Origin of the sequence: Sulfitobacter sp. SH24, from assembly GCF_965641895.1 — a bacterium.
GTDB lineage: Bacteria > Pseudomonadota > Alphaproteobacteria > Rhodobacterales > Rhodobacteraceae > Sulfitobacter > Sulfitobacter dubius.
Map to the genome: position 1 here is coordinate 2,029,049 of NZ_OZ282575.1, position 12,451 is coordinate 2,041,499.

Consider the following 12,451-nt stretch of genomic DNA (forward strand, 5'->3'; position numbering starts at 1 on the left):
TTCGGCAACAGGATCAGAGGCTCCAGCTCGGGGCCATGTCGAGACGTTCAGACATGCAGGGTGACGCCTGTCTCAGACATCCGATTTGGCGGCGCCGCCCTTTTTAAACGGCCCCGAAACTGCACAGATCAGAGGATATGAACCGCCGGGCCCTGCCCGTTGCGGATCACTGTCGCGCGCTTAACGCATCGCGCAGTAAGGTCAGTACGTCGGCGTTGTCGACTTCGGCCCCGGCAAAGGCCTGCCCGATGCCCCGCGCCAGAACAAAGCGCAAGCGCCCGTCGACGACCTTCTTGTCCTGCCCCATGAGGCGCAGCAACTCATCGGCGTCCGGCAAAACACCGGGAATATCGCGCAGGTCGGTCTTCATCCCCATCTGCACCAGATGCGCCCGCAACCGGCTAGGGTCTTCTTGCGGGCACAGCCCCAAACGCGCCGAGAGTTCTAAGGCCAGCGCACAGCCGATCGCCACACCTTCGCCATGCAGCAGACGATCAGAGTAGCCCGTCGCGGCCTCCAGTGCATGACCGAAGGTATGGCCGAGGTTCAACAGCGCACGGTCCCCCTGTTCTGTCTCGTCGCGCTGGACGATATCGGCCTTCATTTGCACTGAATGGCGCACCGCTTCGACCCGCGCGGCCATATCGCCTGCGGCAAGGGCTGGCCCCTGCGCCTCTAGCCAGTCAAAGAAACCTGCGTCACCCAGCAGCCCGTATTTGACCACTTCGCCATAGCCCGCCAGAAAATCCCGCTCAGGCATGGTGCTCAATACTTCGGTATCGGCCAACACGAGGCTCGGCTGATGAAAGGCGCCGATCAGATTCTTGCCCTGTCGCGCGTTGATCCCGGTCTTGCCGCCCACAGAACTGTCGACCTGCGCCAGCAGCGACGTGGGGATCTGCACAAACCGCACCCCGCGGCGCAGGACGGCGGCGGCAAACCCCACCAGATCGCCGATCACCCCGCCGCCAAAAGCTACGACGATATCGCCCCGCTCGACCTGTTCGTCCAGCAGCCAGTCAACGCAGCGCTGAAGATTGGCCCAGTCTTTAGTGCCTTCGCCCGGCGCAAGTTCCAGCGCCGACATCGTGATGCCTTCGGCGGCCAGCCCCTCGCGCAGGGTCTGCAAATGCAGCGCGGCGACACGGCTTTCAGTGATGACGGCCACGCGCTTGCGACGCAACAAAGGAGAAATCAGCGCACCCGCCTCGGCCAGCAACCCCGGCCCGATGACCACATCATATTCGCGCCCCGGCAGGGTCACGGAAACCGTCTCACGCATCCAATTTCTCCAAAACATCGGGCCGGGTCAGCAGCTTTTCGATGACCCGGTTGGCCATTGCGTCAATCGACAGGCGCGGGTCGCAATACACCGACAGGTCCGCCAGCCGGTACAGCGGCACCCGGTCGCGATAGAGCGCCCCCAGCGTCGCCTTGGGATCGGCGGTGCGCAACAGCGGCCGGCTGTCTTTATAACGCACTCGATTCCACAAAAGATCCAGATCCGCATTCAGCCAAAGCGCCACACCATAAGCCGCGATATTGTCGCGATTCACCTCAGCCAGAAACGCGCCGCCGCCTGTGGAGAGGATGCACCGTTCTTCTGCCAACAGCCGGGCGATCACCTCGGTCTCGCGCTTGCGAAAGAACGGCTCTCCGTCGCGGGTAAAGATCTCCGGCACGCTGAGATTGGCCGCCGCTTCAATCTCGGCATCGCTGTCCAGAAAGGGCGCACCAAGTTTGGCCGAGACCGAGCGCCCCACCGCCGTCTTGCCCGCTCCCATCATGCCAACCAGCGCCACCGTCTTGTTCAGACGGTAACGGGGCGGCGTTTCTTCGCCATCGGTCATGCTGTGCTTAATTCCGCTCATTTTTCTCTGAATGACGTGATCTTGCCGAAAAGGCCATATATAGTTTGGCAAAATAGCAGAATTTCGGGCAGGCATGGTTCATGGGTAAAATTTTTAAGCTTTTGATATTTCTATTGATTGTCGGCTTTATCGGATTGGTGGGCTATGCCTATGTCGGTCCTTTCTTCGGCGTGGATTTTTCACCCGAACAAATCGAGACTCGCCAGCCCGTCACGCTGACAGCGGATTGAACAGGGTGGCAACCGCCATGTCAAATCGCGGCTGGGCCGTCTGTGCTGCATTGATTTGCTCGGTCAGCGCCAGCGCCTTGCTGGCCGAATCTGCCGAGGACCGCAATCTGGGCCGCACCCCTCGCCAAGCGTCAGAGGCAGAGCAGTCGCCCCCCGCCCCGGGCGGCCAACCGCTGTCGGTGATCGACTGGCTCGGCGCGCAGTCTCCGCCCCAGAACCGCCCCAAACGCCCGCCCAATCCCGGCCGGGCAGACGAGCCTCCGGTCGCCGATAACGCCTTGGCCCCTGAGGTGCAGGTCACCCCGTTGGGCGATGGCGCACCGCGCCGGATTGGGCTGGTGCCCAGCAGCGTCACTGGACTGCGCGGCGATATTTGGATGGGCAGCGACACCGACGCCCTGATTGACCGCATCCGCGACCTGCCTGATCTTCATCTGCCCGCCGCCCAAGCGCTACTTTACACTGTGCTTCTGGCCGAAGCGCAGGCCCCGCAGGGCGAGGCGCGCAATGGTGATCTCTTGGCACTGGCGCGGGGCGAAAAGCTGATGGAGCTGGGTGCGCTCGACCCGGCGCTTTCGTTGATTGAACAGGCCGGGGTGACCACCTCGACCGCGCATTTCGACCTGTGGATGCAGCTTTCCCTGCTGACCGGGACCGAACACCGCGTCTGCGAACGCCTCATGAAAGCACCGCATCTGACCCGTGATTATGGCACGCGTATCTTTTGCAACGCCCGCGCGGGAAATTGGGAAAACGCGGCGCTGACCTTTGGCTCGGCACAGGCGCTTGGCCTGTTGCCGGAAGAGCAGCTTGAACTCTTTGATCGGTTCCTCAACCCCGATTTCTACGAAGGGGCCGAGCCGCTGCGCGTGCCGCGTCAGATGGATCCGATGACCTTCCGTCTGTTTGAAACGATTGGCGAGCCGCTGCCCTCGCGCATTCTGCCCCGCGCCTATGCGGTGGCCGATCTGCGGGACATCGCCGGCTGGAAATCCCAGCTAGAGGCCGCCGAGCGCCTGACCCGCGCAGGTGCCCTGCCCGACAACCTGCTGCTGGGCCTTTATACCGACAGGCAGCCTGCCGCATCGGGCGGCGTCTGGGACCGGGTCGCGGCGCTGCAACGTTTCGAGACGGCCCTGCGCACCAGCAGCCCCGAAGCGGTGGCCAAAACCTTGCCCCCCGCTTGGGAAGCGATGCGCGAGGCCTCCCTCGAAGTGGCCTTTGCCACGCTCTTTGCCGAACCCTTGTCGACCATTCCGCTGGCGGGCCATGCGGCCATTTTGGCGCGGGATGTGGCGCTGCTCTCTCCGGCTTATGAAGCCGCCGCTGCGCGGGTCATTGGCAGATCGCCCGAAGACGAATTGCTGCGCGCCGTGGCCCGCGGCGATACCCCCGCAGGCCCCGCCCCCGATGCGCCTTTGGCCGCCGCGGTGCATGATGCATTTACCAATTCTGCCCCGCGTGCCGATCTGATGGCACTGGCGCGGGACAAAGAACTAGGGATGGCGGTTTTGCGCCTGCTCTCGCTCTTGCATGATGGCGCCAGTGGTGACACATCGGCGCTCCGCGACGCCCTAGCCACCCTGCGCGCCCTTGGGCTGGAAGACACCGCCCGCCGCGCCGCCTTGCAGATTGTATTGCTTCAGCAATGATGATGTCCCAGACCCCGACCTTCCACTGGATCTCTAGCTTTCTAGAGGCCGCTGCCGCCGAACAGGGCGCTGCCACGAACACGCAGCTTGCCTATGGCCGCGACCTCAAGGATTTTGACGCCTTTTTGGCGCGGCAGAACCATGACTTCCTCACCGCGAGCCGGGGCAAGGTTGAGGATTACCTTGTCTATTGCGATGCCCAAGGCCTTGCCAAATCGACCCGCGCACGGCGTCTGTCGGCGATCAAGCAGCTTTACCGTTTCGCTTTCGAGGAAGGGCTGCGCGAAGACAATCCCGCAGTGCAGATCGCCGGACCGGGCCAAGACAAACGCCTGCCCAAGATCCTCTCCGAGGAAGAGGTCGACCGCCTTCTGGATGCCGCGCGCAACTCTGGCCGCGCATTGGCCGATCAACTGCGCAACACTTGCCTGATGGAGCTGCTTTACGCCACTGGCATGAGGGTCAGCGAATTGGTCAGCCTGCCGGTCAGCGCCGCGCGGGGCGATCCGCGCCTGCTGCTGATTTCGGGCAAAGGCGGGCGCGAGCGGTTGGTGCCCCTGTCGGAACCCGCACGTGATGCACTGGCGGCATGGCTGGTGGTGCGCGACAAGGCCGATGATGCTGCCCAAGCCAAGGGCAAACCGCCCGCGCGGCACCTCTTCCCCTCCCGCGGGGCGACGGGCCATTTGACGCGGCATCGGTTTTATCTGCTGATCAAGGAATTCGCTGTGACTGGCGGTGTCCCCCCTGTAAAGGTCACGCCGCACACGCTGCGCCATGCCTTTGCGACACATCTTCTGGCCAATGGTGCAGACCTGCGCGCGATCCAGACCATGCTCGGCCACGCCGATGTCGCCACGACCGAGATCTACACCCATGTCTTGGAAGAGCGTCTGTCCGACCTTGTGCTAGAGCGTCACCCTCTGGCCAAAGACGGAACCCGCAAACCGGGCGGCAGCACGTCCTCCGAAGGCCAGTAACCGCTTTGCAGCGCGTCCGCATAGGCGCGCGGCAGACCGGCCTTGGCCATATCTGCCACGGCACCTGCGACGTCATAGCTTAACCGATGAAACGTCACCTCGCCCCCATCCAGCACAGCCACCCGCGTCTGCTGGGCACCGTCGTGGGGCGGCATGCCGATGACGCCCGCATTGATCCAACGGCCGCGCGGCGTCTCTCGTATAAACGGCAGGCCGGAATGCCCGGCGATGATGTGATCCACCGGGCCAACGACCTCCTCTAGCGCCTGCCACTCCTCCTCAAACACCGCCTCGGCACTCTCAGACCAGATGAATCGCGCCACGTCGCGCACCCCGCCGTGGAGCACGCCATAGCGCTGGCCTTGATGCTGGAACACCGCCACATCCGGCAGTGCCCCCATCCACGCCTTCGCCTCTGCGGCCAACGCCTGCGCGGCATGGGTGTACCACGCGCCCGACAGCATGTCGCAGCTGCTGCCCGGTGCAAATCCGCAGCCGCAATCCTCGGCCCCGCTGGCCAGCTGCAACTCGCAATTCCCGGCCACCACGGCACAGCCAAGCGCCCGGATCGCCGCCACACTTTCGCGCGGTGCCCCGCAGTAGGCGACGATATCCCCGGTGCAGATCATCTGCCCCCCAGGGACGTCCCGCGCCGCGGCGAACGCCGCCAGGGCCTCTACCGCCTGAAGGTTGGAATAGGGCCCGCCGAACAACAGCAGCGGTCCGTCCAGAACCCCAAGGTCTGCCCAGTTGATTTTCGCCTGCATCGCACCACCCTGCACTATCGCAACCCTTGAATGACGCAGCCCCTGCGCCCATAACAATCACACACATAATGGATGGATTTAGACCTCATGGAAACGGGCCCCGCCCTTTTTGACACCGCTTTCTGGATCAGTACCGGAATTATCCTTTTTCTCCTTGTCCTGTCAGGCTTCTTTTCGGGGTCCGAAACGGCGCTGACCGCCGCCTCGCGCGGCAAACTGCGTGCGCAGGCCGACAAAGGGTCAAGCGGGGCGATACGGGCGCTCAAGATCACCGAGGATAATGAGCGGCTGATCGGTTCGGTCCTTCTGGGCAACAACTTGGTCAACATCCTTGCAGCCTCCATGGCGACGGCGCTGTTTACGCGGCTTTTCGGTGAGAGCGGTGTGGCGCTGGCAACATTGGTGATGACGCTTCTGGTGCTCGTCTTCTCCGAGGTTCTGCCCAAGACCTATGCCATCACCAATGCCGAGACTGCCGCCGCGCTGGTTTCGCGGCCCATTAGCCTTGTGGTGTTTATGTTCTCTCCGGTCGTGACGGCAGTGCGGTATTTCGTACGCGGTGTGCTGCGGCTGTTTGGGGTGCAGATTGACCCCGACAGCAACATCCTCGCCGTGCGCGAAGAGATCGCCGGGGCGTTGCAACTGGGCCATTCCGAGGGTGTCGTCGAAAAAGAGGACCGCGACCGCATCTTGGGCGCGCTCGACCTGCGCGAACGCGCGGTCGAAGAGGTCATGCTGCACCGTTCGGGGATCGAGATGATCGACGCGGCATCCGACCCGACCGACATCATGGAAAAATGCCTGCAATCGAACCACACACGCCTGCCCGTTTTCCGCGATGACCCTGAAAACATCATCGGCGTGATCCACGCCAAAGACCTGTTGCGCGCCATGTACAAGCTGATCGGCGGCCCCAATGGCAATGCGGCGGCGCTCAAAGGGTTCAACGTGGCCGATGTGGTGATGAAACCCTATTTCGTGCCCGAAACCTCAACCCTCGATGAACAGATGCGCCAGTTCCTGCGCCGCCGCACGCATTTTGCGCTGGTGGTGGATGAATATGGCTCGCTTCAAGGTCTAATCACGCTTGAGGATATTCTGGAAGAAATCGTGGGCGAGATCACCGATGAATTCGACCCCGATGCGGATCACCCGTTAAAGCAATCCGAAGACGGGCATTTGATGGTCGAAGGTGCGATGACGATCCGCGACCTCAACCGCGCAACGGATTGGTCGCTGCCCGATGATGAGGCCAATACCATCGCTGGTCTGGTCATCCATGAGGCGCAGATGATCCCCACCGTGGGGCAGGTTTTCTCGTTCCACGGTTTCCGGTTCGAGGTGATTGAGCGGGACGGCAACCGCATTACCCAGCTGAAGATCCGTCCGCTCTAAGCGCGGGTTATTCCGGCGACTGCACCGCCGCGCGCACATCTTCCTGCGCGGCGGACCAAATGCGCGCCCGGTCTGGGCCAAAGGGCACTTCCTCAAAGGCGCGGCGCAGATGGTTCTCTGCCGCTTCTCGGGCTGCGGCGGCAAGGCCCGCATCAGGATGATGCATCAATCCGGCAAGCACCTGTTGCAAAGCCATCTGCACCTCAACCACAGACGCACCGTCGCGGGCCAATGCGCCGAAACCATCCTCGATCAGCGCCTCTGCCTCAATGGGCGCGATATGCAGGTTGGGCAGTTCCACTTCCTCTGTGGGTTCCGCTTCGTCCGAGTAATAGGACAGAATGCGCCCGATACGGGTGATCACATCAATCGCCGTGCCGCCATCGTTGATCCCCGGCGACAACGCTTTTGAGGCGACCTCTCCCAGCACACGCAACCCAAAACGCGGGTCTTGGTCAAAGGTGCGCAGATCGCCCAGCCGAACGGTGCTGATTACTTTCTCCTCAAGGCTTTCCCAATCATGTTCGGCATCCTGCGGGCTACCACGGCGGGCGGCCCTCACCAGCGGCTCTCCCACAAAGACGAAATCCCCAATCCGCCGGGTAAGATAGACCTCAACCCCATGATCGCGGGCCTGCTGATCGAGGGCTTCGGGGTAGATATGTTTCAGATAACCGCTTTCGCGGGCAAGGATTGGACGGGCATCTGCGGGGGCCGGACCCGTCAAAGGGTGGCCGCCCATACAAGGGGTTTTCAGCCGTTCCTTAAACAGCGAGGTGGTCACGCTTTCGATCTGGCGCGTGGTGTCGATCAGACTGCCAAAGCCTTGCAGATGCAGCACCCAGCGGATCAGAAAGACCACGATAATCGCCAGCACCATGACCGTTGTCAGAAACAGCACGAAGGAGCGTTCGTCGACATAGATACCCAGTTCGCGCATGATGATTGCCACCAACGCATAGACATAGGCACCGATGAACACTGCAAGCGTGTTCTGGGTGGTCCGATCTTGGATAATCAACCGATGCGCACGCGGCGTAAACTGCGCCGAGGTAGAGCGGTAGACCGTGACCATAATCGTGATCGAAAAGATCGTTACAGCCAACATCGCATCCGCAATGATTTGTAACAGCCGATCCGCGGCGTCGCCTGTTAAGCGCGTTGCGACTTCCTTGGGCACCAAGGGTTCAAACAGTTGCGTCATCCCAAGGGCGACAAAGGCCAACAGCCCCATGAAAACCACCCGCACCCAAAGCTTGCGGGAATATTCGCGGGCCTTGCGAAACAGGGTATGCGGGATCAGATCTTTAATGTTCATGGGGCAAGGGTAGCACGAAAAAGCGCCCTGCCAACGGTGCCTTAGCGGGAATCTTCGGCCTGAAGGGACTGTTGGGGTATCGCCTACGCGGCCCTAGCCCCGAAGGGTCTTATCCCCGCGCCATTCCCCCGCTATTCTGGCGGCATGACACATACCCCTCTCCCCGTGATCCTCCTTGCCGCTGGTGCCTCGACCCGGATGCGCGGGCGTGACAAATTGATGGAAGACATCGGCGGCCAGCCCTTGCTGCGCCGTCAGGCCCAACTCGCGCTATGCCTTGGCCCCGTCACAGTTGCCCTGCCGCCAGCGCCGCACCCGCGCTATACCGCGCTCAGCGGGCTTGAGGTCACCGCCCTGCCCATCTCTGATGCGGCCGAGGGCATGGGGGCGAGCCTTCGGGGTGCCTTTGCCGTCCTCCCGCCCAAGACCCCAGCGGCGATGGTGATGCTGGCCGATATGCCAGAGGTGCAGGCGGCAGACCTTACCCGCCTCGCGGCGGCGGTTGATCTGAACAGCGAGACATTGATCTGGCGGGCGGCGACTGAAGACGGCACGCCCGGACATCCGATCATCTTTGCAGCGGCGCTGTTCGATCAGCTTAGGCAGCTTAGCGGCGATGATGGCGGGCGCGCGGTGGTTCGCGGTGCCGCAGGCCGTGTGCAACTGGTCCCCCTGCCCGGTCAGCGCGCAAGGCTAGATCTCGACACCCCTGAAGACTGGGCCGCATGGCGGATCCAGCAGCGGGAGAAATAGCCCCCGCACAAAAGAAAACGGGGCGGTCACCCGCCCCGTTTCTAAGCTGCATCGCTTCCCGCCCCCGCGGGTTTATTTTACCAGCAAGCTGGCTTCGTGCTTTTTCAGCGAACGCCGCGCGGCGGTATATCCTTCGATACCCTCTTGCGTCGCAAGCTCTGGGAAGAGCTCAAGGATCTCGTTGCGTTGCTCTTCGCCGATACCGGCCAGCGACATATCACCAGGCTGGAAGCTTTCGGTCCATGTGCCGTCCGACAGGATCACCTCATGGCGGTCAAACATCACGTGGATGTAAGTGGTGCCAGAGACTTCGACCACGTCGATGCCGTCCATACCGGTCAGATGTTTCGCCGCGACCAAGACTTCACGCTCTTCAAAATACAGCGCTGTCTTCTCGTTGGCGACCAGCACGCGGTGGTTGGGGCTGACCATCATGTCACGCTCGGGCAGTGCATTGCCAAGCGCGCCCTTGCGGATCAGCACCGGCTTGAGATGTGCGGCCATTTCGAACTCGGCCCCTGTCATCTCACGGGCACCGACCCAACGGATCGTCTGAATGCCGTTGTCGCGGGTGATGACCCGGTCACCGACCTGAAGCTCCTCAACACGGACCTCGCCTTTTGGCGTGGCGATTTTGGTGCCGGGTGTGAAACAGGGGATCACATTCTCGATCTCGACAAAGTTCAGACGCCCGGCCTCGCTGCCGTCTTCGTTGAAGTAGTCAACAAAACCGTCTTCGCGGTCGTCCGACGTATAGGTGACCTCCAAACGGCCCCCCTCTGGCGCCGAGCCGCGCAGGTCGAGCGTGTCAAAGTCCACGCCGGCGCTGCCACCGTCGACATCATCGCCCGCATTCACGTTAACAAAGCTGTCCTGATCGGCCCCGCCGGTCATCACGTCAACACCCGCACCACCGTCTAGCAGATCATCGCCCTGACCGCCCATCAGCGTGTCATCGCCCTCGCCGCCCATCAGCGTGTCATTCTCGCCGCCACCGTCGAGCAGATCGTTGCCCTCGCCGCCTTCGAGATAGTCGTCGTCACGGTTGCCGCGCAGCGTGTCATCGCCAGTACCGCCATAGAGCATGTCATTGCCCTGACCGCCGGAGATGCTGTCGTCGCCCTGACCCCCAAGCAGCGTGTCGTTGCCGGTGTTGCCTTCGATGATGTCATCGTCGATCTGGCCGTCGATATAGTCGTCACCCGAGCCGCCGCGCAGCAGGTCTGCGTCATCGGCGCCATAGATCACGTCATCGCCTGCCCCACCGTCGACCGTATCCATCCCGTTGGTCGGGTTGCGGTCTGGGGTGAAGGGGTTGGACGCGTCTTCTTCGTCGGGGATGTCGAGCACGTCGAGACCCAGATCGGGGTCGTTGCCAGCATAGATCGTGTCATTGCCAGCACCGCCGAGCAGACTGTCGTTGCCTTCGCCGCCAACGATACGGTCATCGCCGTCGCCACCGTCGACAAAGTCATCGTCGATGCCTGCGTTGATGACATCATCGCCGGTGCCGCCATAGATGGTGTCACGGTCGTCGCCGGTGCTGATCGTGTCATTGCCCGCACCGCCGTCGACATAGTCGCGGTCGTTCTCGGGATCGGTGTCGGGGTCAAAGCTCAGGCTGTCGCTGTCGCTTTCTGGATAGCCCAGATCAGGTGCGATATCGCCGTTGCCGGTGGTGATCATATCGTCACCGTCGCCACCATAGACTTCGTCGGATCCTGCGCCGCCTTCGACGATGTCATCGCCGTCGCCCGCAAGAATGGTGTCGTCGCCGTCGCCTGCGCGGACGTAGTCGTCATCGCCTTCGGCACCGGGCAGCAGCGCGTCGTCGTTGTCGATCATGTCGCCATCGGGATCGCCGGTATAGGCGGTGTCGATCAGGTCTGCGCCCGCCGTGCCGTCAACATAGCCGTCGCGGGTCGCGCCGCCGTCACCCACGGTGACCGTCACGGTGCCCTCATCGGTCAGACCGTCGGGATCGGACACGGTGTAGGTGATTGTCGCGTCGCCGGTGAAACCGTCGTCGGCTTCAAAGGTGATGGTGCCGTCGTCGTTAATGGTCACGGTGCCATCGTCGCTGGAGGCATCCGCCACGCTCAGCACGTCGCCGTCAACGTCGGTGTCGTTTTCCAGAACCGGGATCACAACCGCATCGGTGCCGGTGGTGCTGGCCGTGTCGTCGTTTGCGACGGGCGCGTCGTTCACCGGGTTTACGGTGACATTAACAGTGCCGGTATCGGTGCCGCCGTTGCCGTCATCCACGGTGTAGGTAATTGTGGTGTCACCGTTGAAATCTGCGTTCGGCGTGAAAGTCAGCGTGCCATCATCGTTGATGACAACATCACCGACGGGGCAGCTTGCCATGGTGATGGTCAGCGTGTCGCCATTGGCGTCTGTGTCATTACCCAACACGTCAACGGTGCCAGAGGTGTCTTCGTCGATCTCCAGCATGTCATCTTCGGCCACCGGGGCATCGTTGCCGCCACCTTGGGGCTGGCCATCATCAAAGGTCACGTTATCAATCGCACCTGAGCCTTCAAAACGGACCTCCATACGGGACACGTCCTGCACGTTAAGCAGCACAGTCCGCTCTCCCCCGTCCCCTGTTGGGTCAACGAATTGGTTGTCGATGACATTGCCATTCGCATCGTAGAAAATCATCCGCGTGCCTTCGCCGCCGGTTTCTTCGATGTCTTTGAAAGTCAGGCTCTTCATCTGGACGCCATCTTCGAAGTCGAAGAACAGGCTGCCGCCGCCCGCGTTGTCGTCAGGGTCGCTCTGGTCGCCGTCTTCCGAGACGATCAACAGACCTTCAAGCGTGTCGGATCCCAGATCGCTATCACCGCCTGTTGGATTGCTGCTGTCAAAGACCATCGCCTGACCGGAGCCGCCGCTGGCCGAAACCGTGACGCCCAGATCTGCGTATTCATCATCGACGACGGTGCCTGCGCTGAACGCGTTGAAATCAAGTGTTCTAATCATTGTGAATTCTCCTGAGCGGTGTTGCACGCGGCGCGCAACGCGGCCGTCTTGGAAGTGAATGCAGTTTCAATCTGACGAATAGGGCGCCGAACGGAAGAGCGGCTGAATTGGGCATTTCTTGCCCCGCAGAAGGCCGATGGACTGGCCAGTCGCTTTCGTATCATCTTGTCTCTCCCTCCGTTCATACGCGCCCCGCTGGCTAAAGCTCCAGGTCTGACGGCACGCACCTTTTGCAACAACGTGGGGAACAAGCCGGCATAGGGCCTTAACCGAGATGAATTTCCCGGTGGCTTTGTGAATACGGTCGCAAACTATACGGCGTACCCACATTTCCCGCATACTCGATGCGCTCAATGCGGCCGCCCCCGTGACCTACAGACTTCTTATGCCCCCCAGTTGGGCACCTATATGAATAGACAACCTATTCTCATGGACAAAGCGAAAAATGTTTGAAACTTGCCGGAACCAAGTGAAGTTTTGCCACAATTCAGGTGGTTTAG

The 12,451-nt window shown here is 61.8% G+C and carries 10 protein-coding genes; 5 read left to right on the plus strand and 5 right to left on the minus strand.

Going from position 1 to position 12,451, the window contains the following annotated elements:
* Positions 1–166: 166 nt before the first annotated feature.
* Complete coding sequence (aroB, locus tag ACSQ16_RS12585) at positions 167–1,282, minus strand: 3-dehydroquinate synthase (RefSeq protein WP_243262947.1); 1,116 nt, start codon at positions 1,280–1,282, stop codon at positions 167–169.
* Entirely contained in the window at positions 1,275–1,871 is a 597-nt protein-coding gene (locus ACSQ16_RS12590) for a shikimate kinase (protein ID WP_243262946.1), read from the minus strand. Before ACSQ16_RS12590 ends, aroB begins: the two co-directional genes overlap by 8 nt.
* Positions 1,872–1,951: 80 nt before the next feature.
* On the opposite strand from ACSQ16_RS12590, the gene ACSQ16_RS12595 reads away from it, so the two are divergent.
* The 3 genes from ACSQ16_RS12595 to ACSQ16_RS12605 are packed head-to-tail and all read left to right on the plus strand — an operon-like array spanning position 1,952 to position 4,733.
* Positions 1,952–2,101 carry a hypothetical protein gene (locus ACSQ16_RS12595; RefSeq protein WP_167360187.1) on the plus strand — a complete coding sequence of 50 codons (150 nt, stop codon included), beginning with the start codon at positions 1,952–1,954 and terminating at the stop codon, positions 2,099–2,101.
* A 17-nt stretch (positions 2,102–2,118) separates the two neighbouring features.
* Complete coding sequence (locus tag ACSQ16_RS12600; RefSeq protein ID WP_243262945.1) at positions 2,119–3,753, plus strand: hypothetical protein; 1,635 nt, start codon at positions 2,119–2,121, stop codon at positions 3,751–3,753.
* Positions 3,750–4,733, plus strand: coding sequence for a tyrosine recombinase (locus tag ACSQ16_RS12605; protein WP_243262944.1), 984 nt, complete (start codon positions 3,750–3,752; stop codon positions 4,731–4,733). Before ACSQ16_RS12600 ends, ACSQ16_RS12605 begins: the two co-directional genes overlap by 4 nt.
* On the opposite strand, the gene ACSQ16_RS12610 is transcribed toward ACSQ16_RS12605, so the two are convergent.
* Entirely contained in the window at positions 4,670–5,500 is an 831-nt protein-coding gene (locus ACSQ16_RS12610; RefSeq protein WP_243262943.1) for a metallophosphoesterase family protein, read from the minus strand. The two genes, ACSQ16_RS12605 and ACSQ16_RS12610, sit on opposite strands and share 64 nt — an antisense overlap.
* A gap of 87 nt (positions 5,501–5,587) precedes the next feature.
* Between ACSQ16_RS12610 and ACSQ16_RS12615 the strand changes: the two genes are divergently transcribed.
* Entirely contained in the window at positions 5,588–6,895 is a 1,308-nt protein-coding gene (locus tag ACSQ16_RS12615) for an HlyC/CorC family transporter (RefSeq protein ID WP_243262942.1), read from the plus strand.
* A 7-nt stretch (positions 6,896–6,902) separates the two neighbouring features.
* On the opposite strand, the gene ACSQ16_RS12620 is transcribed toward ACSQ16_RS12615, so the two are convergent.
* Positions 6,903–8,213, minus strand: coding sequence for a DUF2254 domain-containing protein (locus ACSQ16_RS12620; protein ID WP_243262941.1), 1,311 nt, complete (start codon positions 8,211–8,213; stop codon positions 6,903–6,905).
* Between the two features lie 144 nt (positions 8,214–8,357).
* On the opposite strand from ACSQ16_RS12620, the gene ACSQ16_RS12625 reads away from it, so the two are divergent.
* Positions 8,358–8,966, plus strand: a complete 609-nt coding sequence (locus ACSQ16_RS12625; protein WP_243262940.1) for a nucleotidyltransferase family protein — start codon at positions 8,358–8,360, stop codon at positions 8,964–8,966.
* A 72-nt stretch (positions 8,967–9,038) separates the two neighbouring features.
* Here the strand turns inward: ACSQ16_RS12625 and ACSQ16_RS12630 are convergent, their stop codons facing one another.
* Positions 9,039–11,951, minus strand: coding sequence for a Hint domain-containing protein (locus ACSQ16_RS12630; protein WP_276521395.1), 2,913 nt, complete (start codon positions 11,949–11,951; stop codon positions 9,039–9,041).
* Between the last annotated feature and the right edge of the window lie 500 nt (positions 11,952–12,451).

Excerpts from the sequence above, each read along its gene's own strand:
- aroB (WP_243262947.1), bottom strand. The coding sequence starts at position 1,282 with ATGCGTGAGACGGTTTCCGTGACCCTGCCGGGGCGCGAATATGATGTG.
- ACSQ16_RS12590 (WP_243262946.1), bottom strand. The coding sequence starts at position 1,871 with ATGAGCGGAATTAAGCACAGCATGACCGATGGCGAAGAAACGCCGCCC.
- ACSQ16_RS12595 (WP_167360187.1), top strand. The coding sequence starts at position 1,952 with ATGGGTAAAATTTTTAAGCTTTTGATATTTCTATTGATTGTCGGCTTT.
- ACSQ16_RS12600 (WP_243262945.1), top strand. The coding sequence starts at position 2,119 with ATGTCAAATCGCGGCTGGGCCGTCTGTGCTGCATTGATTTGCTCGGTC.
- ACSQ16_RS12605 (WP_243262944.1), top strand. The coding sequence starts at position 3,750 with ATGATGATGTCCCAGACCCCGACCTTCCACTGGATCTCTAGCTTTCTA.
- ACSQ16_RS12610 (WP_243262943.1), bottom strand. The coding sequence starts at position 5,500 with ATGCAGGCGAAAATCAACTGGGCAGACCTTGGGGTTCTGGACGGACCG.
- ACSQ16_RS12615 (WP_243262942.1), top strand. The coding sequence starts at position 5,588 with ATGGAAACGGGCCCCGCCCTTTTTGACACCGCTTTCTGGATCAGTACC.
- ACSQ16_RS12620 (WP_243262941.1), bottom strand. The coding sequence starts at position 8,213 with ATGAACATTAAAGATCTGATCCCGCATACCCTGTTTCGCAAGGCCCGC.
- ACSQ16_RS12625 (WP_243262940.1), top strand. The coding sequence starts at position 8,358 with ATGACACATACCCCTCTCCCCGTGATCCTCCTTGCCGCTGGTGCCTCG.
- ACSQ16_RS12630 (WP_276521395.1), bottom strand. The coding sequence starts at position 11,951 with ATGATTAGAACACTTGATTTCAACGCGTTCAGCGCAGGCACCGTCGTC.